At 39.4% G+C, this 21820-nt stretch carries 20 protein-coding genes and 1 tRNA gene; 16 read left to right on the forward strand and 5 right to left on the reverse strand.

From position 1 onward, the window contains the following. The 5 genes from AC0VZ5_RS07375 (at window position 1) to AC0VZ5_RS07395 (ending at window position 4958) form a co-directional block, all read left to right on the forward strand. Window positions 1-642 carry an MBL fold metallo-hydrolase gene (locus AC0VZ5_RS07375; RefSeq protein ID WP_178956020.1) on the forward strand — a complete coding sequence of 214 codons (642 nt, stop codon included), beginning with the start codon at window positions 1-3 and terminating at the stop codon, window positions 640-642. A gap of 84 nt (window positions 643-726) precedes the next feature. Continuing rightward, entirely contained in the window at window positions 727-1185 is a 459-nt protein-coding gene (locus AC0VZ5_RS07380; protein WP_008110469.1) for an Lrp/AsnC family transcriptional regulator, read from the forward strand. Between the two features lie 116 nt (window positions 1186-1301). Further along, window positions 1302-2858 (forward strand): SulP family inorganic anion transporter, encoded by a 1557-nt coding sequence (locus AC0VZ5_RS07385; RefSeq protein ID WP_178956021.1) that lies wholly within the window; start codon window positions 1302-1304, stop codon window positions 2856-2858. Window positions 2859-3063: 205 nt separating this feature from the next. Next, window positions 3064-4137, forward strand: coding sequence for a sensor histidine kinase (locus tag AC0VZ5_RS07390; RefSeq protein WP_178956022.1), 1074 nt, complete (start codon window positions 3064-3066; stop codon window positions 4135-4137). After that, on the forward strand, window positions 4134-4958 hold the full coding sequence (locus tag AC0VZ5_RS07395; protein ID WP_178956023.1) for a LytR/AlgR family response regulator transcription factor: 825 nt from the start codon (window positions 4134-4136) through the stop codon (window positions 4956-4958). The genes AC0VZ5_RS07390 and AC0VZ5_RS07395 overlap by 4 nt, the downstream gene beginning before the upstream one ends. A 74-nt stretch (window positions 4959-5032) precedes the next feature. Here the strand turns inward: AC0VZ5_RS07395 and pyk are convergent, their stop codons facing one another. Next, the gene (gene pyk / locus AC0VZ5_RS07400) at window positions 5033-6469 is read right to left on the reverse strand and encodes a pyruvate kinase (protein WP_475474708.1); all 1437 of its coding nucleotides are present in this window, start codon (window positions 6467-6469) and stop codon (window positions 5033-5035) included. A 376-nt stretch (window positions 6470-6845) separates the two neighbouring features. Here pyk and gndA point away from each other — a divergent pair, with 376 nt between their 5' ends. Further along, window positions 6846-8219, forward strand: coding sequence for an NADP-dependent phosphogluconate dehydrogenase (gene gndA / locus AC0VZ5_RS07405; protein WP_464708751.1), 1374 nt, complete (start codon window positions 6846-6848; stop codon window positions 8217-8219). 66 nt (window positions 8220-8285) lie between these two features. Here the strand turns inward: gndA and ansA are convergent, their stop codons facing one another. Both ansA and sppA read right to left on the reverse strand, forming a co-directional pair. Further along, entirely contained in the window at window positions 8286-9296 is a 1011-nt protein-coding gene (gene ansA / locus AC0VZ5_RS07410; RefSeq protein WP_464708750.1) for an asparaginase, read from the reverse strand. Between the two features lie 70 nt (window positions 9297-9366). Next, window positions 9367-11232, reverse strand: coding sequence for a signal peptide peptidase SppA (sppA, locus tag AC0VZ5_RS07415; protein ID WP_464708749.1), 1866 nt, complete (start codon window positions 11230-11232; stop codon window positions 9367-9369). A 286-nt stretch (window positions 11233-11518) separates the two neighbouring features. Between sppA and AC0VZ5_RS07420 the strand changes: the two genes are divergently transcribed. The 7 genes from AC0VZ5_RS07420 to AC0VZ5_RS07450 all read left to right on the forward strand — a co-directional run bounded on the left by AC0VZ5_RS07420 (window position 11519) and on the right by AC0VZ5_RS07450 (window position 16822). Beyond that, complete coding sequence (locus tag AC0VZ5_RS07420) at window positions 11519-13480, forward strand: oxidoreductase (RefSeq protein WP_475474709.1); 1962 nt, start codon at window positions 11519-11521, stop codon at window positions 13478-13480. A gap of 89 nt (window positions 13481-13569) precedes the next feature. Continuing rightward, window positions 13570-14259: an HvfX family Cu-binding RiPP maturation protein gene (locus AC0VZ5_RS07425; protein WP_010389906.1), complete on the forward strand. Its 690-nt coding sequence runs from the start codon at window positions 13570-13572 to the stop codon at window positions 14257-14259. A 110-nt stretch (window positions 14260-14369) separates the two neighbouring features. Further along, window positions 14370-14918 carry an NAD(P)H nitroreductase gene (locus tag AC0VZ5_RS07430; RefSeq protein WP_475474710.1) on the forward strand — a complete coding sequence of 183 codons (549 nt, stop codon included), beginning with the start codon at window positions 14370-14372 and terminating at the stop codon, window positions 14916-14918. Between the two features lie 203 nt (window positions 14919-15121). Continuing rightward, the gene (locus AC0VZ5_RS07435; protein WP_041709037.1) at window positions 15122-15499 is read left to right on the forward strand and encodes a hypothetical protein; all 378 of its coding nucleotides are present in this window, start codon (window positions 15122-15124) and stop codon (window positions 15497-15499) included. Between the two features lie 106 nt (window positions 15500-15605). Continuing rightward, window positions 15606-15696, forward strand: a tRNA-Ser gene (locus AC0VZ5_RS07440). A 115-nt stretch (window positions 15697-15811) separates the two neighbouring features. Further along, complete coding sequence (locus AC0VZ5_RS07445) at window positions 15812-16135, forward strand: hypothetical protein (protein ID WP_010389909.1); 324 nt, start codon at window positions 15812-15814, stop codon at window positions 16133-16135. 69 nt (window positions 16136-16204) lie between these two features. Beyond that, window positions 16205-16822 (forward strand): FKBP-type peptidyl-prolyl cis-trans isomerase, encoded by a 618-nt coding sequence (locus tag AC0VZ5_RS07450; protein WP_008112467.1) that lies wholly within the window; start codon window positions 16205-16207, stop codon window positions 16820-16822. Between the two features lie 88 nt (window positions 16823-16910). On the opposite strand, the gene AC0VZ5_RS07455 is transcribed toward AC0VZ5_RS07450, so the two are convergent. Together AC0VZ5_RS07455 and AC0VZ5_RS07460 are read right to left on the reverse strand one after the other, a co-directional pair. Then, window positions 16911-19331 (reverse strand): TonB-dependent receptor, encoded by a 2421-nt coding sequence (locus tag AC0VZ5_RS07455; RefSeq protein WP_475474711.1) that lies wholly within the window; start codon window positions 19329-19331, stop codon window positions 16911-16913. Between the two features lie 146 nt (window positions 19332-19477). Then, window positions 19478-19867 carry a YkgJ family cysteine cluster protein gene (locus AC0VZ5_RS07460; RefSeq protein WP_138608504.1) on the reverse strand — a complete coding sequence of 130 codons (390 nt, stop codon included), beginning with the start codon at window positions 19865-19867 and terminating at the stop codon, window positions 19478-19480. Between the two features lie 207 nt (window positions 19868-20074). On the opposite strand from AC0VZ5_RS07460, the gene AC0VZ5_RS07465 reads away from it, so the two are divergent. From AC0VZ5_RS07465 to AC0VZ5_RS07475, 3 genes are all read left to right on the forward strand, one after another. Next, window positions 20075-20500: a tetratricopeptide repeat protein gene (locus AC0VZ5_RS07465; protein ID WP_010389912.1), complete on the forward strand. Its 426-nt coding sequence runs from the start codon at window positions 20075-20077 to the stop codon at window positions 20498-20500. 129 nt (window positions 20501-20629) lie between these two features. Next, window positions 20630-21103 carry a hypothetical protein gene (locus AC0VZ5_RS07470; RefSeq protein ID WP_464708744.1) on the forward strand — a complete coding sequence of 158 codons (474 nt, stop codon included), beginning with the start codon at window positions 20630-20632 and terminating at the stop codon, window positions 21101-21103. Between the two features lie 23 nt (window positions 21104-21126). Beyond that, window positions 21127-21723 carry a DUF1287 domain-containing protein gene (locus tag AC0VZ5_RS07475; protein ID WP_138608500.1) on the forward strand — a complete coding sequence of 199 codons (597 nt, stop codon included), beginning with the start codon at window positions 21127-21129 and terminating at the stop codon, window positions 21721-21723. The last annotated feature ends 97 nt before the right edge of the window (window positions 21724-21820 follow it).

Raw genomic sequence — 21820 nt, forward strand, 5'->3', positions numbered from 1 at the left:
ATGAAAATAATCACAATTCCCGTTACGCAGTTTATGCAAAATTGCCGAATTATAGTATGCGAACAAACCCAGCAAGCTGTGGTGGTAGATCCCGGTGGTGATGTTGACAAAATTAATACAACACTAACACAGCATAACTTGAGCTTGTCAGCCATCTGGTTGACCCATGGACACTTAGACCATGTGGGTGGTGCTCATAGCTTACGTGAGCAATACAATATAAAGATTATTGGCCCACATAAGGATGAGCGCTTTTGGTTTGATAACTTACCAATGCAAGCTACAATGTTTGGATTTAAACCTATCAGTGCTTTTTACCCAGATGAATGGCTAGCACATGGTGACACCATACAAGTTGGTCAGCTTGTATTTAAAGTACTGCATTGCCCAGGGCACACCCCAGGACACGTTGTATTTTATCAAGATACGCAAAGCACCGTTATTGTGGGTGATGTTATATTTAAAGGCTCAGTCGGGCGTACTGATTTTCCAAAAGGAGACAGTAAGCAGCTTATTAGCTCAATACAGGCCCATATAATGACGTTGCCACTGAGTACCGCAATTTTAAGTGGCCATGGTGAAGATACCGATGTCGCCAATGAGAAGGCAACCAATCCGTTTGTAAGTGGTCAATTTGGTTGATGTGTTTAATTGTTAAAAATATGCAGACTGCTTTTTAAAAAGGCTGTATAATTTAACCAATTTATTAGATAAATAAGAAATAAAATGTCTCTAAATCACGTAGATCGCCAAATATTGGCACTTTTACAACAAGATGCAAGTTTATCAACCGCTGAAATTGCAGATAAAGTAGGCCTATCTCAGTCTCCTTGTTGGCGTCGTATTGCCAAATTAGAACAAGATGGCTACATCAAAAGTAAAGTCGCATTGCTTGATGAAAAAAAGCTGGGCTTTGATATGTTGGTTTACGCCCATGTACGTTTATCAAACCATGGTAAAAAGAATCTAGCCGAGTTTGAAAAACTGATACTTAGCTATGATGAAGTGACTGAATGTTACACTATGGCGGGTACTATGGACTTTATGTTACGTATTATTTCTCAAGGCATAGAAGGTTATGAACACTTTGTACGCGATAACCTACTTAGCTTAGAGTACGTCCAAGAGGTTCATTCTAACGTGACCATGACCTGTGTAAAACGTAGTACAGCCTTACCACTGTAAAATAAAAATAAGCCGATGATAAACAAATCGGCTGCATTAACTATAATTGTGAAATGAGCGCTAATTTGATAGAATTCAGCGCTTTTTTTGTCAGCTAAATAAAACTGAGGAACTCAATGTTTAACTTACTCAGTAGGGCGCCAAGCTCTGCTAAAAACGATATTCTCTCTGGATTGACCGTGGCACTTGCCTTGATCCCAGAAGCTGTTGCATTTGCCTTTGTTGCAAATGTAGAACCCCTTGTTGGTTTATATGCCGCATTTATTGTTGGCTTAATTACGGCTATTTTTGGTGGTCGTCCGGGTATGATTTCGGGTGCAACCGGTGCGCTTGCGGTTGTAATGGTAAGTTTAGTGCTTGATCACGGAGTGGAATATCTATTTGCCACCGTTTTGCTCATGGGGCTATTACAAATATTGGCCGGAGTATTTAAGCTCGGTAAATTTATACGTATGGTTCCACATCCGGTGATGCTCGGTTTTGTTAATGGCTTAGCAATTGTGATATTTTTAGCTCAGCTTGGGCAGTTTAAAGTGCCTGATGGTGCTGGCGGCCAAGAGTGGATGACGGGCAGTGCAATGTACATCATGCTCGGTTTAGTGGCGCTAACTATGGCTATTATTCACTTTTTACCAAAATTAACGACCGCAGTCCCTTCGTCATTGGTTGCCATTGTGACGGTTACTGGCTTAGTTATTGGCCTTGACCTAGAAGCGCGTACAGTACTTGATTTCTTAAAAGGAATGACAGGTAATGAAACGGCAACAATTGCAGGTGGTTTACCGCAGTTCCATATTCCTATGGTGCCTTTTAATTTAGAAACACTACAAATTATCTTCCCGTATGCGCTTATTCTTGCAGCAATTGGCTTAATTGAGTCATTATTAACGCTAAGCTTGATTGACGAAATTACAGAAACACGTGGCCATTCTAATAAAGAATGTATTGGCCAAGGTGCGGCAAACGTCACATGTGGTTTCTTTGGTGCAATGGGTGGCTGTGCCATGATTGGCCAATCTATGATTAACATTAATTCAGGTGGCCGTTCGCGTTTATCTGGTATTAGTGCTGCGCTGATGTTACTTGCGTTTATTATCTTTGCCTCAAGCTTAATTGAAATGATCCCACTAGCGGCATTAGTTGGTGTTATGTTTATGGTAGTACTTGGAACATTTGAATGGGCAAGTTTTAAAATGATGAAACGCGTGCCTTTATCTGACGCATTTGTAATTGTTTTAGTATCGGGTGTGACGGTTATCACTGACTTAGCCATTGCTGTGTGTGTGGGTGTTATTGTGTCTGCATTAGTGTTTGCTTGGCAGCATGCTAAACATATCTACACAACGAACTATATCGATAAAGAAGGTTCAAAAGTGTACGAGTTACACGGGCCTTTATTCTTTGGTTCAGTTAAAAACTTTGCCGATTTATTTGATGTAAAGAACGACCCTAAAGACGTTATTGTTGAGTTTAAATACAGCCGTGTTGCGGACCACAGTGCAATAGAAGCAATTGACAGCTTAGCTGATAAGTACAATAAAGCCGGTAAAAAGTTGCATTTACGTCACTTAAGTAAAGATTGTACTGAACTACTTCATAAAGCGCGTGACTTAGTGGAAGTAAACGTTATTGAAGATCCAACTTATAAAGTTGCTTCAGACAAGCTTGCTTAATAAATAAAAAGTAAACATTGAGAAGCGAAAGGTACCTACCTTTCGCTTTTTTTATGCGTACAACTTAAGTGAAATGCTTAACTATAAATGCATAAGCTTGGGTTATAGTTTGCGATAGGGCTATTAAAAAGTAAGACAGTTGGTAGTGCTATACCCGTTGATAAATCGATATAATAATACCAAATTTACAAGGTAATAATTAATTTTGAATTGGCAGTCTTTAATTGATAACAGACAACGCTTTTTCTGGCTTTTACAAATCGCTGGCTGGATAGGGTATGCGTTAGTTAATTACATTGGTTCTAAAGTATTTGAAATGCGTGATATTTACGTATTTGTTATTTTACTCAATGCCTATGCGGGCTGTTTAATGACTGTCCCGTTACGTTATATATATCGCAAAATTTGGAATGCCTCGCCGTGGGTCTTAATTATTGTTGTATTTGGTGCCTCGTATGTAACTGGTACGCTCTGGGCCGTGGTTCAAAAGTTTAACTTATGGGAGATTTATCGTCACGGTTATCGCCCTGAAGAATGGTTTTATTATTTACAACAAGGGTTAGACTCCGTTTATATTATTTTGTGTTGGAGTGGCTTGTACTTTGGGGTTAAGTATTATCAACTATTACAAAGTGAACGCCAAAAAGCGTTAAAAGCAACTACAATGGCGCATGAAGCGCAGCTAAAGATGCTCAGATATCAGTTAAACCCGCATTTTTTATTTAATACCCTTAATGCTATCTCCACTTTAATTTTGGTTAAAGAAAACAAAGATGCTAACCTAATGGTATCTAAGTTGAGTGATTTTTTGCGTTATACACTCAACACTGATCCAATTAAAAAAGTGCCGCTAGAGCAAGAGTTACACGCATTAATGCTTTATTTAGAAATTGAACGTGTGCGCTTTGATGAACGGCTACAAGTTAATGTTGATGTGAGTGATCAAGCACAACAAGCATTGGTACCTAGCTTAATATTACAACCGATCATTGAAAATGCTATTAAGTATGCCATTGCCCACATGGCAGAAGGTGGCGTGATTGATATAAAAGCACAAGTATTTGCTAATGAATTATTACTTGAAGTGGGCGATAATGGTCCAGGCACTGAAATTGTAAATGGCCAGTTAGTTAATGCACAAGGCGTGGGTGTGGCAAATACCCGAGACAGATTAAAAACGCTCTACGAAAATAATTACTCGTTTGTATTATCACATAATACGCCAAGTGGATTAAAAGTTAATCTGCGAGTCCCGTTTGAGAAGGCTGTGAAGAAATGACAAGAATAAAAACGCTTATTGTTGATGATGAACCATTAGCACGTAAAGGTTTAGCCGTCAGGCTTGAAGAGTTTTCTGATATTGAAGTGATCAAACTATGTAGCTCAGGATTTGATGCAATCGAAAGCTGCAAAAACGAAAAAATTGACCTCGTGTTCTTAGATATTCAAATGCCTGGGATGAACGGATTTGAGGTTGCGCGCGCATTGAGTGAAAGTAGTAAAGATTTGCCAGCTATTGTGTTTGTGACTGCGTTTGATCATTTTGCTGTTAAAGCATTTGAAATCCATGCTTTAGATTACATTTTAAAACCCGTTGATGATAACAGATTAAAACAGGCGGTAGAAAAAGTGCATACCTATTTAAAAACACAGCAGGACAACGCCCATAAGAAAAAATTAGCTAGCTTTGTAGCTGGAATAACGGGTAATAACTGTGAAGAGATTTTAAAGAAATTAGCCACAGGTGATACCTTAACTGATCGTCGCTACCCTGAATCATTAGCAGTAAAAGAGCAGGGCGAAATTGTCAGAGTGCCAGTTGCTACCATACAGTGGGTAGATGCAGCGGGTGATTATATGTGTTTACATTGCCAAGATGGGCAAACGCATATATTACGTAAAACCATGAAAGAGCTAGAACAAGAGTTAGATCCAAGCTTATTTGTACGTGTCCATCGCAGCGCAATTGTTAACACTAAACAAATTAGTAAGCTGGTTACTCAGGTAAGTGGTGAGTACCTATTGGTACTTGAAAACGGTCAAGAGCTCAAAGTTAGCCGAAGCTATCGAGACAAAGTAAAAGCAGCGCTGGCAAGCTAAATTAACCAGAGTTCAGGTTAAATTAACAGCATAAAAAACGCGAGCATATAGCTCGCGTTTTTTTGTAGTAACTTTTACGAAACAGTCACAATCTTCATCGTGTTGGTTGCACCAATCGTTTCCATCGCATCACCATGGGTGATAATCACGGTGTCGCCTACTTGCAGTGAGCCTGCAGCCACTAACGTGCTTAATGCGTCTTTAACCATGTTATCTTTTTCACATTTTGTAGAGTCAAAAAACACTGGGTAAACACCACGGTATAGTGCTGTTTGTCCTAATGTACTGGCATGACGTGAAAGTGAGTAAATGGGTAAGCCTGAGCTAATACGTGACATAAGTTTTGCTGTGCTACCGGATTCAGTCAGGGTGATAATCGCTTTAACAGAGTCTAAGTGATTAGCTGCATACATTGCAGAGAGAGCAATTGATTCCGCATTAGAAGAGAAACGGCTATCTAAACGATGCTTAGAGACATGGGTCTCTTTTTGCGACTCAGCGCCTAAACAAACACGCGCCATAGTAGCAACGGTTTCTTCTGGGTAATCACCAGCGGCGGTTTCAGCAGAAAGCATAACTGCATCGGTGCCATCAAGTACTGCATTGGCAACATCCATAACTTCTGCGCGTGTTGGCATAGGATTATCGATCATCGATTCCATCATTTGCGTAGCTGTTACAACGGTACGGTTTAATGAACGAGCACGACGAATAATGAGTTTTTGTTTGCCCATTAAAGCTGCGTCACCAATTTCAACACCTAAATCACCACGGGCAACCATCACAGCGTCAGACGCTAAAATGATATCATCTACTGCTTCTTGTGTTTCTACTGCTTCAGCACGTTCAATTTTAGCTAAAAGCTGTGCATTAGAGCCTGCAGCCTCTGCAAGAGAGCGTACATAACGCATGTCATCGCCACTTCGCGGGAAAGAAACGGCAATATAATCAACATTAATTTCAGCAGCAGTGATTAAGTCTTCTTTGTCTTTGTCGGTAAACGCGGGTGCAGTTAAACCACCACCTAAACGATTAATCCCTTTATTGTTCGATAGCACGCCACCCACAGTAACAACAGTGTGTACTAAGTGACCTTCAACATGCTCAACAGTAAGCTGAATTAAACCATCGTTTAACAGCAGTAAATCACCAGGAGCCACATCTTGTGGTAGCTCTTTGTAATCAATACCAACGGCGTTAATGTCGCCTTCACCTTTTTCCATTTTTGCATCAAGGATGAATTTTGCACCGACCGCTAAAGTTACTTTACCTTCTTTAAAGGTTGAAACACGGATTTTAGGACCTTGTAGGTCAGCAAGAATTGCAACGTGCTTACCCAGTTTAGCGGCTATATCTCTAACAGCTTGTGCACGGTCTTTATGATCTTGTGCAACACCGTGTGAGAAGTTTAATCGAACGACATTAGCGCCTGCGCGAATAATTTTTTCTAAGTTATTATCTCTGTCTGTTGCAGGTCCAAGTGTCGCGACTATTTTTGTACGTCTTAACATTAAATTCTCCTGTGCGCTTATTTTAAGCAAGTTGACGGTTATTTTGTTTTAGTGACTATTTAATAAATCTCATAAGAAGAGTTTAGGTTAAATAGTAATTTTTAGTTTTATGCAATTTTTTATAACATTGCGACTATTATATACAAGATCAATATGTCATCATTATGACACCGGTGTCACAGGGCGTCAATGATCTAAAAATTTAAATAGCAGCGCTATTTCTTCCCCTGTGAGGGCGGTTGTTTGATATAATTGCAGTGTTTATTTTAACTGTAATAAATGCATGTAGCTTTGCTCATGGCTTAGGCCTGAGTATAATGCACGCGGTATTATTTTAATTTACTAACCAAATAGTTGTTACCGAGGAGGGCACTAAATGCAAGTTGCATTAGTAGGGTTAGGCGTTATGGGGAAAAATCTTGCCCTGAACTTGATTGAAAAAGGGATAACGCTGGTCGCTTATGACAAAAACCCAAATGCGGGTGAAGAGTTATTAAGCTGTGCTAAGTCACAAGGCATGGCTGACAAACTTCACATTGTCTCTGATCTAGGGGATATGGTTAGGCGTTTAGAAACACCGCGTTCTATTTTATTACTTGTACCTGCGGGTGAGTTGGTTGATGCGGTTTGCAATGAGCTTATTGAAGCGGGTGTTCAATGTAGTGATATTATTGTTGACTGCGGTAACAGTAATTACAAAGACGGAATTAATCGCAAGCTAAAATACCAAGACAAGTTTGAGTTTGCCACCATGGGTATTTCAGGTGGTGCTGAGGGTGCGCGTCATGGGCCAGCTATGATGGCAAGTGGTTCTGAAGGTGGCTGGGAGCGTGTCGAGCCATGGTTTACAAAAGTTGCTGCAAGCTACAAAGGCGAGTCGTGTTTTGCTCGCGTTGGACAATCAGCCAGCGGTCATTTTGTAAAAATGGTTCACAATGGAATTGAATACGCACTGATGCAACTTATTGCTGAAGTGTATCAGCTACTTCGTCACGGAACTAACCGCTCACCAAAAGAAATTGCTGAGATATTTAATGAATGGTCACAAGGCCAGTTAAATAGCTATTTATTGTCAATTTCTAGCCATATTTTGTCACTTGAAAATTCGCAAAATGTGCCCCTTGTTGACTTAATTGATAACAAAGTTGGCGCAAAGGGCACTGGCTTATGGACAGCTCAAAATGCACTTGAATTGGGTATTGCGGTACCTTCATTAGTAGCTGCTGTTCAAGCACGCCATTTAACTAATGCATGCAATACCACTGCTGCACAAGAGATGACGTATAGCGCGCAAAATACCACTCAAGTTGATGTTGATTTAGATGAACTAAAAGATGCATTTACTCTTGCAAGTTTACTAGCGTATCGTCAGGGACTTGCACTAATTAAAGGTGCTTCACGTACCCATCAGTGGAAAGTTGATTTAGCTAAAACACTACAAACCTGGCGTGCAGGGTGTATTATTCGTGCAGATTACTTAGACAGTGTTGCGCAAGGTGTTGAGTTTATTGATACTCTTGAAAAAGAGTCACTCGCAATGCGTAAGGTAACGGGCCAAGCAGTCATGACTGGTCTGGCATTCCCTGTGCTAAGTGCAACACAAACCTACTTAGCAACGTTAACAACACCAAGTAATGGGCATTTAGTACAAGCCCAGCGTGATTACTTTGGTGAGCATGGCATTAAGACTCACAGTGGTGAAACGTGTCATTTAACTGACTTAGTTGATATTGACGCAAAAGTTCGTTAATAAAATCTAAGTAAATAAAAAGGACGCTAAATAGCGTCCTTTTTTGTTATTCGTTTTGCTGAACACCTAACGAGTTAACTCACCCCGCAAATTATCTTGCATTAAATGGCGAATCGTTTCGACCTCTAAGTTTTGACTAAAAAGATAATGCAGTTTAGTTAAACAGGCTTCTAAGGTCATATCAAAACCACTGATCACGCCTATATTGAGTAGCGCATTTCCTGTGGCATATCCGCCCATATTCACTTGCCCTTTTAGGCATTGAGTGAGGTTTGTGATAATAACGCCGCGCTTACTCGCTTCATCAAGTATATCCAAAAACTCAGGGTCTTGCGGTGCATTACCCACACCAAAGCTCAGCAGTACCAATGCTTTAATGTTGCCATTAACTAAGCTTTTAACCACTTCTTTGCTGATCCCCGGGTATAAATACAATACACCAATGGCTTGAGGAGTGATCTGCACAACTTGTAATTCATTTTCTACATACGGACTTAACTGACCTTTGATCAGTTGAATATTAATGCCAGACAGCGCTAATGGCTCTAGGTTAGGAGAGGCGAATGCATCAAATCCATCGGCATGTGCTTTGGTTGCACGGTTGCCTCTAAATAATTGATTATTAAAAAACAAACTGACTTCTGCTATCGGGTAGTTAGCTGCTAAATACATGGCATTAAGTAGGTTAACTTGACCATCAGAGCGTAATTGAGAGAGCGGAATTTGTGAGCCGGTCACGATAATAGGCTTTGTTAAGTTTTCAAACATAAACGATAAAGCCGATGCCGTATAAGCCATGGTATCTGTACCATGCAGCACTACAAAGCCGTCGTAATCTTGGTACTTACTTTTTATGTCATCAGCAATAAGTTGCCAGTGGGCAGGAGACATATCTGAAGAGTCAATCAGTGGGCAGTATTCATGAATATCGAATAATGGCATTTCTTCACGATTAAATTCTGCGTTTTTAACCACAGTTTCGGTTAAAAAACCTTCGGCAGGAATATAGCCGCGGATTGATTTTTTCATTCCTATAGTACCGCCAGTATAAGCGATGTAAATGCGTTTACGTTTCATAAAAAAAGCCCAGTAAAAAAACTGGGCTTAGTATAACGCTAAGTGCTAATCAATACAGCCTGTTAGGGCATTATTGTGCAACTGTACATTCTAAACAGCGCGCGTAAACACCTTGTGGATCGTTATAATCTTTCAGGTTTTCTACTTCGCTGCTTAATTGCTTAATCACGCTTTGCAGGTTAGCTTGACTAGCTAGTACTGCTGATTTTTGTGTTTCAAGCCCAAGCACTGATTTAACCGCGGCGCTACCAAAAATATCTTGGAGCATTTGTTCTTGAGGGCTAAGTGATTGTTTAATTGTTTTAACTTCATAGAAGTTAAGTTTAGCAAGCTCTGCAGCCGCTTTGATAGCGTCTTGCTTGTTACCCAGCTTGTCAACTAAACCAAGCTCTTGAGCTTGCGATGCAATCCAAACGCGACCTTGGGCAATTTTATCAACTTGCTCAGGGGTCATATTACGTGCATCGGCAACGACATTTAAAAAACGTTCATAAGCTTCTTCAACACTCATTTGAATCACTTGTGCCATTTTTTCATTTAGTGGACGAGTTATTGAAAAACCGGCCATTTCTGTAGTCGCTACACCATCAGAGTAAACACCGATTTTAGCTAAGGTATCTTCAAAGGTCATAAAGGTACCAAATACACCGATTGAGCCGGTAATCGTACTAGGTGCTGCCCAAATTTCATTTGCCGCTGATGCAATCCAATAACCACCTGATGCAGCTACTGAGCTCATTGAAGCAATGACTGGTTTACCTGCGGCCTTAAGCGCCAATACTTCAGCACGAATAACTTCAGAGGCAAACATGCTGCCACCGCCAGAATCAATACGTAACACGACTGCTTTTACTTTATCGTCAAGGCGTGCCTTGCGTAATAGTGCAGCTGTTGAATCACCGCCAATCTCACCGGCACGACGCTCACCGTCTACGATGGTACCTTTAGCTACAACAACAGCGACTTTTTCTGTCATTGGGTTATCAAACTCAATTGGCGGCTTAACTAAGCTTAAGTATTCACCAAAAGACACTTGTTTAAATGTTTTACCATCTTCCTCAGCACCAACTAGATCAATTAATTGCTGACGAATTTGTTGATTAGTTTTGAGAGAATCAACCCATTTATTATCCAGCGCGTATTTACCCGCATCACCATTGGCAGCCTGCATTTTGGCTAAATAAGTATCCATTGTTTCATCAAAATTTGATTCGTCAAATGGACGCACCGCACTTACATCTTGTTTATATTCGTTCCATAAAGCACCTAACCATACGCGGTTTGCTTCTTTAGCTGCTTCTGACATATCGTTTCTGATAAACGGTTCAACGGCAGATTTGAAAGTACCTACACGAAATATATGCTGAGTGACTTCTAATTTTTCTAATGCATCTTTGAAGTAAAGCGGGTACATACCGTAGCCTTCAATAAGCACACTACCATAAGGGTGCATCGCAATTTCGTCTGCATGCGCGGCAATGTAATATTGCGCTTGGGTATAGTAATAACCTGAAGCAATTACTTTTTTTCCAGTTGCTTTAAATGCATCAAGTGCTTTTGTAATTTGCTTAAGCTTATTTAAGTGCGCTTTTGGCATTTCTTGTAAATCAAGCAAAATTGCGCTGATACGAGAGTCTTGTGACGCCTCATTGATCACTTCAATGACATCATCAAGTAGTATTTCAGTAGGGGTATCAGCACTTGCTGTTGCATCATTAATGGCCGCTTCTACAGGGTCTACGTAGGTTTTTTCTTCCACAATAGGACCGTTTAGGTTGAGCCTGAGGACAGAACCCTCTTCGACAATGATTTTATCGCCGTCACTTGATACTGAGACAATGAAAATGATAACCAAAAATAAAAATAATAAATTTAGTACTAAACGACGCGAGAAGTTAATCCCTGTCCATATACCTTTAAATACCTTCGCTATCAAAATAGCTCCTTAAATTCGTACAGCTAAAACGTTATTGCCATAGTAGCTTAGAATATAAATTAATTTAACTGCTAAATCGTAACGAAACATTTATAAATTCAATTACACATATGATTATACGAATGTTTATGTCACTTTTAGCCGTATTTTACAATTAACAGTTATACATAAAACGAGCGTTTTAAATTAAAAAGTTTAAGTTTAAGCTGCTCGTATATTGCTTATTTTGCGTCATTAAAGCAGAATTGGACAAACACACAGGTTAGACCAGTTATTGGGGCACAGGATGTTAGAACAAAAACTAGAACTAAAACACACACAACTACGCAACCGTTTAGTAATGGGATCAATGCATACCGGCCTTGAAGAAGGTTGGCACAATCGTAAACGCCTTCGTGCCTTTTATGAAGCACGTGCCAAAGGTGGCACTGCAATGCTTATTACCGGAGGCTACAGCCCTAACTTACGCGGTAAGTTAACGCCTATTTCCTCATCATTTAATAGTTATTATGATGTATTTAAGCATCGTGCATATACGCAAGCTGTTCATCAACATGGTGGTAAAATATGTTTGCAATTATTACATGCTGGGCGTTATGCGTATCACCCTTTTAATCAGGCACCAAGTGCTATAAAAGCCCCGATTAATCCATATAAACCAAAGGAAATGTCTTTAAGTTCAATTAACAAAACGATTAAAGATTTTGCTCAATCGGCTTATTTAGCTGAAAAGGCTGGTTACGATGGCGTGGAAGTAATGGGCTCAGAAGGTTATTTGATTAATGAGTTTATGGCACCGCATACTAATAAACGAAACGACGAATTTGGCGGCAGCCTTGAAAACAGGATGCGTTTAGCCGTTGAAATTGTAAAAGCGGTAAGAGCAAAAGTATCGGATAAATTTTTAATTATTTTTAGACTCTCGGTTATAGATCTAATCCCTAATGGTTCCACCCCTGATGAAGTAACTCAACAAGCTGTTGCACTTGAAAAAGCGGGTGTTGATATTTTTAATACCGGAATTGGTTGGCATGAAGCGCGCGTACCTACAATTGCGAGTATGGTGCCACCAGGTGCATTTAAAGAAGCGTCAAAGCGTTTAAAAGATGTTATTAGCGTGCCTGTTATTGCGGTAAACCGCATTAATACCCCAGAGATTGCTAATGATATTTTAAATGCTGGCGAAGCTGATTTAATTTCTATGGCGCGTCCATTATTAGCTGATCCTGAGTTTTTTAATAAATACGCGGCTAAGCAATCTGAGCATATTAATATTTGTATTGGTTGTAATCAGGGTTGTTTAGATCATGTATTTAAAGGTAAGCGCGCTACCTGCTTAGTAAATCCACAAGCAGGTTTTGAGCTTGATTACCCGTTAGAAAAAGCAGAGAAAGCTAAAAATGTATTAGTTGTTGGCGCAGGGCCTGCAGGTTTATCGTCTAGCTGTTACTTAGCGCAAAAAGGGCACAATGTAACCCTGATTGACCAAAAGCAACATATGGGTGGGCAATTCAATTTAGCGATGCAAATACCTGGTAAAGAAGACTTCAATCATACATTAGCTTATTTTAGTAATGAACTTAAGCGTCTAAATGTAACCATTGAATTAGGTAAAGCATTTAGTGACAGTATGCTAGCTGAGTTTGATGATGTGGTATTTGCAACTGGTGTAAGACCACGTGAAGCTACGATTAAATGCAGCGATGATAAGCGTGTATTTGCTTACGATGAAGTTATACGCGGTGAAGTAGAGCTGGGTAATTCTATTGCTATATTAGGCGCAGGCGGTATTGGTTTTGATATGGTGGCATTTTTAAGTGAACACAAATCACAAAGCATCAGCGACTTTAAAACCCAATGGGGCATAGAGTGTGAACCTCAGCCGCATAAAGATGAACGTCAGCTCTATATGCTAAAACGCAGTGCAGGGCGCTTTGGTGGTGACTTAGGTAAAACTACGGGTTGGATCCATCGGCAAGTTGCCAAACAGCATGGTGTTAAACAAATTGCAGACTGCCAATACCATAGTTTTGATAAAAACGGCCTAACCATTAGTGTTGCTGGTGAAACTCAAGTACTGCCAGTTGATACGGTTATTGCCTGTATTGGTCAAGTGTCTAACGACGAGTTATTTAAGGCACAAGCAGAGAACGCCAACGTGCATGTTATAGGTGGCGCTAAATTGGCTGCTGCTATTGATGCTAAACGCGCAATATTTGAAGCGTTACAAGTAGCAAGGCAAATTTAATCTTTAAGGGCGAAATAATTTAGTTCTGTGCGCGGTCATGTTTGTTTATAGTCTATAACTTAATAAACAATGAACATACAAGAGTGCGCATGATTAAATTAATTACACTTTACGACAATATTATAGGTAAATTATCTTTATTGGATGGTTTGCCTGCTTTGCTTTTTCGCTTGATTTTAGCGCCTGTAATGATTATTGCAGGCTATAACAAACTCGCAATAAGTGGCGATACTAATGGTTTTTTTAACCAGTTTTTAGCCTCTGATGATGTCGTTCAGTGGTTTGGCAATAGTGACTGGGGATTAGGATTACCGTTTCCTGATTTGCTGGCTTTTTTAGCCGGTTGGAGTGAGTTTTTAGGAGGTTGGTTTTTACTTATTGGTTTATTTACGCGATTAGTGAGTATTCCACTTATGTTTACAATGGTGGTAGCAGCAACAACAGTACACTGGCATAACGGCTGGTTTGCTATAGCGCCAACAAATCCACAAACAAGTGCCGCCCAAGTACTTGATTGGCTATCAGTCCCTGGTGCCAAAGAAAGCCTTGAAAATTCAAAAGAAGTACAAGTCCGCATAGGTAAAATTCGCAGCTTAGTTGAAGAATATGGCTTTGAAGATTACCTATACGAAAAAGGTAAACCATCAATACTAAATAACGGCATCGAATTTTCTGCTATTTATTTTGCCATGTTACTTAGCTTATTCTTTACCGGAGGTGGGCGTTTTGTAAGCCTAGATTATTGGTTTAAACGCGGTGCCTACATCAATAGTTACTAGGATATAAACACTCGCTTCATTAATTTTATCTGCTTGGTAGTTTTAACCCTGCAGTGTTTATTTTTTACTTATAAATGTTACTCTTACGTTTTGAATTTTGAGAGCACACTATGGATGCTATTGAGCTTTTACTCACTCGCAAATCTGATGCAAAATTGACAGCGCCAGGGCCTAATGAAGAGCAGTTAAACATTATTCAGCAGGCTGGGTTGAGAGTGCCCGATCATGGCTGTATTGCACCGTGGCAATATATTATTGTTCAAGGTGATGCGCGTCATAAGTTAGGTGAAATTTATTATCAAAGCGCTATAGCAGAGCAGCAGGCTGAAAAAGTAATTAATCGCGCTAAGGAGTTACCGCTTAGAGCACCCATGATTATTATTGCGATTGCAAAATATCAACCACACCCAAAAGTTCCTAGAATTGAACAAGTACAAAGCGCAGGTTGTGGCGTATTGGCAATGCAACAAGCCGCATTCGCTCAGGGGTTAGGCGGTATTTGGCGTACGGGTTACTTTGCACAAAGCCCCAGTGTTAAACAGGCGCTTAACTTAAATGATGATGATGAAATAGTCGGTTATTTATATTTAGGGACGCCGGCAATTGAATGCAAAAAGTCACCAAGGCACAAACCAGAAAATTATTTTAGTTTTTTGTAGAAATAGTATGAACTTTTTATATTCAATATAGTCATAATTCATTAAGTTAATCGTGTTACACTACTGCGGTTAATATTGTAGCTGCGAGAAGCGCACGGAAGCACTAAACGTAATAAATCTTCTTCAGTTTGTTTTTTAATCGGTTGTTTTTTGGTAATGTATGGAAAGTCTTACCAATAATAACGATAAAGAAGACGAAAATGATGGGAAATTTATTTTTACGTGAAAAAGAAAACTGGTTTGCTTGGTCAATCTGGGGTGTAGTTGGCGCGCTTGCGACATTTTATGTTGCAATGAGCACTCAAGCTGAGCATTTTATTGCTGCTTCAGCAATAGGGGTGCTGGTATTGCTAACTTGGTGGATGCAACAATCGAAACGGTTTGATTTTGGCAGAGCCTTTAAAATATGTTGTTATGTTTTACTGTTCACTGTACTGCCTTCATTTGTATTGGTTGTGATCCCGAGCGATGACCTTAATCGCTTCGATTTAATATTTCAAAGTATTGCATTTTTAACAGCCAGCTTATTGGTCTGTTTAGTGTGCTCTTGGATTGCTCGTAGGCCTAAGCAATATTACTAATAATGGCTAATTGATAACTAAAGCGGTTTATATTTAACTATTTAGCCGGTTTTATTAAAATAGGGCTTTACAAGCTAAGCGTATGATCTTATTATGCGCGCCGTACGGAGAGATGGCAGAGTGGTCGAATGCACCGGTCTTGAAAACCGGCAGGGGTTTATAGCCCCTCTAGGGTTCAAATCCCTATCTCTCCACCATTATTTAAAAAACCGCCTTATTGGCGGTTTTTTGCTATCTGGAGCATTTATAATGTCACAGTCCCCGGAATTATCCTTTTCTAAACGTTTACTTAAGCACATTCTTCTATGGACTGTGTTTGGTTATTGTTACCAAAGCGCCATATCGTTATTACAAAAAATGGCTATTGATGCATATCCAGACGACGCACTAATAATGACCTTATTATATGGCATCGGGTTTAATATTTTATCGGGGCATTTAATTACAAAATACGATAATTATTGGCCTGTATGGGGCGCGTTTTATATTGGCATTATCGGTTTAGTAGCTGTGCCTCTTTTACTGGTCGGTGTGGCTGGATTATTGTCGATGAGCTTACTTGTTGGAATTTTGCTCAGTTTGCCTGTGTGTACCTTTGCTATTGGTTTAATTAAAGAAAAACTCAATAAAAACTAGCACCAAAGACCTTTTATTTTGTGATAGCATATACGGGTCTTTTAACTAACAAAACGTGAATAACACATTATGTCAGATAATTTTACTACAGATGCTGAAAAAGCAAGTTACGGTATTGGCTTACAAATGGGTGAGCAACTTAAGGCTAATCCTTTTGAAGGTTTAAACTTAAATTCAGTATTTGAAGGCATGAAAGATGCGTATGCAGGCAGTGCTTTTCAAGTTGAGATCCCTGAGATCCAAGCTGCATTTGAAAAAATTAACGAAGAGATCCAAGCTCGTCGTGAAGAAGAAGCTAAAGTACTCGCTGCTGAAGGCATTGCATTTTTAGAAGAAAACGCAAAACGTCCTGAAATTACAGTAACTGAGTCAGGTCTTCAGTACGAAGTACTTGCAACAGGTGAAGGCGAGAAGCCAACTGCTGAGTCTACAGTACGTGTTGATTACCACGGTACTTTAGTAAACGGTACTGTTTTTGACAGCTCATACGAGCGCGGTCAACCTGCTGAATTCCCAGTGGGCGGCGTGATCAAAGGTTGGACTGAAGCATTACAAATGATGCCAGTAGGTACTAAGTGGCGTTTATACGTTCCTCATGAGCTTGCTTATGGTGAACGTGGTGCCGGTGCAGCAATCGCACCTTACTCAACACTTGTATTCGACGTTGAGTTACACGCAATTCTTTAATTAGAACGTACATAACATTTAGTTATGAAAAAACCGCATTCATTAATATGAATGCGGTTTTTTATTGTCTCATTAAACTGATCTTTGTTTAAAAGTAGCCTCTTACTCCAAATTGGAAGTTACGACCAGGAAGTGGCGCGGTGTCTTTAATAAACGAGCTATGGACAAAACCAAGTTCATCAGTAATATTGTCAACACTTAGGTAAAGCTGTGTGTCAACTGCACCTAAATCAAGCTGATAATTGGCTTGCAAATCAATCAATGTATAGCCATCTGTTGCTGTTTCGTATGCACTAATATTATTTTGCTCAAAATAATGTGTTCCTGTTAGGGTAAATTGTGCGCTACCTAGGGTGTATTGCAGTTCTGAGCCCAATTTATTAGCAGGAATGCGTGGTAAATTACCTTCATTATCTTTTAGCTTAGCACGAGTTGAGTCACCAAATACTTTTACCATGGCGCTGGGGTTTATTTGATAATGTACATCAAATTCAAAACCATACAGTTCAGCATCTTTACTTGTGAACTGATAAACATCAATTGCGTCACTGTGACCATTGGCTGCAGGTTTAAAACCATCCATTTCATCAAACACTAATCCTGTGTTTTGCTGATAATAAAAGTTTTTAATATCGTTATAGAAGAAGTTGACAGTGTAACCAAAGTCTCCACTAAAGCGACGTAAACTAATATCTAGATTAGTTGATGTTTCTTGTTTAATTTCTTCAGGCTCAAAATGCGCTTCGTTACCTTCAATATGGTAACCCAAACCAAGTTCATAAGTCCCGGTAGCAATATGCACACCATTAGAGAGTAGCTCCGCTGAAAGTGGTGCACGCTCTGAATGTGACAAACTAACGGCTAGGTTGTGACTTGGCATATACTCCCAAATCGCACCTGCTGAGGCACTTAGATTAGTAAAGTTTTTGGTGTAGTTAACAGTTTCATCTGCTGATACAGGTTCGTCATCATGGCTGTGCTGATGCGTATCTACATCACTTTTTATCTCATAATCTTCTAAACGGGCGCCAAGTTCTACGGTGACGTCACCAAACTTGCGTTCTTCAAGTAAATATAGCGCATGAGTCGTCGTGATACTTGCAGGTGTAAAGGCTTCTTCACCAATCGCGTCATAATCAGACTCACTATAGTGATAGCCAATCATGCCATGCCATTGGCCTAATTGATGCTCTACGTTGAAACGTGCTTCAGTGGTTTCATTACTAAAAGTGGTGCCAATAGCGCCGTCTTCAATTTCACTATGGGTATAGTCTGTGTAACCAAGACGTAGGTTGATTGACTCAATCCAGTTATCATGAAATGCATAACTTACCAGCCCCTGCCAACGGTCTTGTTCTAAATGAGCATAAACAGGTGTTTCTGCATGTTCCTCACCTTCGTGCTCTTCACCTTCGTGCTCTTCACCTTCATGCTCGCCTGCTTCTTCGTGCGCATGGTCGTGTTCATGATGATCATGTGAGTGGCCAGGAATACCATAATCTGTTTCGATACTACCGTATGAAAATCCAATGGTTAAATGATCACCCACATAACTCGTACCAAAATTTACTGTTTCGCTGTCTATAAAGGTATTTTCAACTGAAGTGGCTGTTTCTTCATCGCCTTCAACATGTTTTTCACCTTCTTCATGTTCATCTGGTAAGTTAAAACGAGGTGTTTGGTAATCATCACCGCTGCGTTTAGTACCATCAAAATGGAAATTAAAGTTATTGCTACCCGTTTCTAGTTTTGCTGCGTAGGTATTCGCATTTGAAACTGTATCGTGTGTGTATTGGGCAGCTCCAGATAGAGAGTCAATGTTATTGGTTGGAATACGGTTATCAACCACATTGACTACACCACCAATAGCACCAGAGCCATAAAGTAGAGTGCTTGGGCCACGTAACACTTCAATTTGCTCTGCCGCTAGGCTGTCACTTGATGTAGCGTGATCAGGTCCAATGCGAGACGCATCGCTGCTATCCAAACCATTTTGTGTAATTTTAACTCGAGGACCACCTAAGCCGCGGATAATCGGACTTGATGAAACAGGGCCAAAATAACTAGCATTAACGCCTGGTATGCCTTTAAGTGTCTCACCTAGCGTCGGCTTAGCTTTATTTTTTAGCTCATCGCCTGATAGCACACTTACTGGTGAAATCATTTCTAAGCTATTTTTATGCAGGGCAGAGGCATATACAACAACAGTTTCAACCGAAGTTGGCTTTAAAGTAACATCAATAGTGTTGTCTGTATTTTCAAGCGATATACGAGAATCTAGGTAGTTATCTTTACTGATATGTAATTGACTCTTAGAATCTATGTCAATACTAAACTGGCCTTGTGCATTACTTTGCACGCTTTTTGACTTACCATGAACATGAATTGTGGCATTGGCAATGGGTTGCTTTTTTGTGTCTGTTACCGTGCCGTTAATCGTCGCAGCAAGTGCAGAGTGAGAACACAAAACAGACAGTAGTGCTGAGGATATGAGTGTTAGCTTAGTCATAGTTACTTCAATTCGTGGTTGTTGTGATATAATATAACACTACAAAATTATGCTATCAACAATGTTATACTATAACTTTAAAATTTGCGTTGAATAACACAATAGAGCGATAAATTTAATCTAGCACGGTATTATTACAGTTAAATTTAAGAGCGACTGTCTATCATCAGTATGTCTAACTTTTTTTGTGCTTTAAAATGATTTTGCTTATCGACTGGTTCGAGCATTTCACAGTCATCGTTTATCATTTCTGAAATTAAACTCGGATAATGCCTGCAATCTTGGGGTCGGTCATGATAAATACTGCAAGTATATTTATCTTTTTCTTCAGGGGATGCTTTATTGGCAAGCTCTAAAAATGGGCATTGCGTTAATTGCTCACCCGTCGTTGGGTCAAACCATAATTGATCGTTTTTAACGTATTGAAATATTTCAGGGTTGAATAACGCCCACATTTCAATTTCATCCTGATTAGTATCTAAATCTGCCGCACCATATTTGGTACAGCACTTACCGCATTGATTGCAATTTTGCATAGGGTAGATTTTTACTGTTGCTGTTAATAGTAAGCATTAAGTGTAGCACTCTAATATCCGTGTCAATAAACTAAACAGTGCTTTTTGTTGCTTATACTACTTTTGTAACAACGCGGCGCTTAATAATAATGTATTATTAGATAATAGGTTTCTGACACAGCGCTGTAAAAAATTAAATAGGCGCATTAATTAAGGTAGCGAGTAATTATGAATACTAAAGTATACAAAGCGGTTCACGATTTAGCAGAAAAGTTGATGGCAGCTGCCAATAAAAATGATACTAAACAGTTTGAATCTTTATATGCAGAGCTCAAAGCAATTTGTATTGAAAACGAAAATACCGCTAAAGATCACCCTGTACAGTGGGAAACTCTAGCAGATTTTACCGAAGAGCTAGAAGACGCTATTGAGACTTACGAAAAAGCGTTGCAGAAGTCGATAGAAATTAATAACAAAGATCATATGTCGTCGGTTGCATTTTCTATGGCTACTTTGCAGCTTGAGCTGGGTGATAAAGAAGCGGCGATTAAAAACCTACAAGATGCAAAAGTCAGTGCGAATAAAATTGAAGACAAAGAATTAAAGTCAGAGATCCATGAGCTATTAGAGTCACTCGTTGAAGAAGAAGGTTAGGAAACTTTATAGTCATTATTAATAATCAGCGGCAGTAGTTATACACTTGGCGCTTTTTTATGAAGAAGATAAAGTTCAACTTCATAAAATACTTATAAATAACTTATCGAGTAATTTTTTGGAGAAAAAATGCTAGCGCAAATAGAACAATGGATTGATAAAACGAATAGCGTGTATGCACATAAAAGAATATGCTGTGAAAAATTTGCTAACGAGTTTGAGGGCTTTTACCCAAATGAATTTTTGAAAACTGCATTTTATGTAGTTGTTGATAAAATTCCTAAACCTGACTTTACAGGTTTGCGTGAACTTGGTTTAAGCAATTTTATTGATATGGATGTAGCTGGAATAACCTATAAGAATACATATTATATATTACCCAGCGCTGTGCATAATTTAAGAGTGCACTTTCATGAGCTTGTTCATGTAGTTCAATGGCGTGAACTCGGTGCGCACGCTTTTATAATGCGCTACATCAATGAAATCCAAACGTTTGGTTACAATGATGCTCCACTTGAAATAATGGCCTATGAACTTGATGAGCATTATACCAGTAATGGAAATAAATTTAATATCCCTGACTACATTACGCAACAGCTTTAGTTAAAATTATAAAAGGAATTTATATGTCACGTTTTTTTCTCTATCCACTAGCCCTATTTGCTTTTCATGTGCAGGCGAGCTCTTTTGATGATGATATCGTTAATGCATTAATCTATAGAACAACACAACCAGTAACTTACGATGGCGCCTATCATAAGCTTGAATACCCTGGTGGTGATGTGCCCGCTAATATTGGTGTGTGTACTGATGTTTTAATTAGGTCGTACCGACAGCTTGGTGTTGATTTGCAAAAGTTAGTACACGAAGACATGCAGAACAATTTTCGCGCATATCCTTCCAAACGTATTTGGGGATTAACCAAGCCAGATAAAAACATTGACCATCGACGTGTACCTAACTTACAGGTCTACTTCGAGCGCCATGCAAAAGTGTTAACTAAATCGCTTAATGCAGAGGATTATAAAGCCGGTGACATAGTTAGTTGGATGCTGCCAGGTAATTTACCGCATATTGGTATGGTCGTTAATGAAATAGCGCAGGGCAGCGGCAACCCGCTTATTGTGCATAATATTGGTCGTGGACCAGAAATGAGCGATATGCTTTTTGCGTATACAATTACGGGTCATTACCGATTTGTGCCTGCAGAATATTCAGAGTAAATAACACTGTACTAGTAGGCGTGTTTGAGTTTAAAAACACGGCATACAGGTTTGGTACAAACCTAGCTGTTATATATTATTCTCGTGCTATTAAATA

The sequence above is a fragment of the Pseudoalteromonas sp. QJM3NY_12 genome (genome assembly GCF_056173165.1).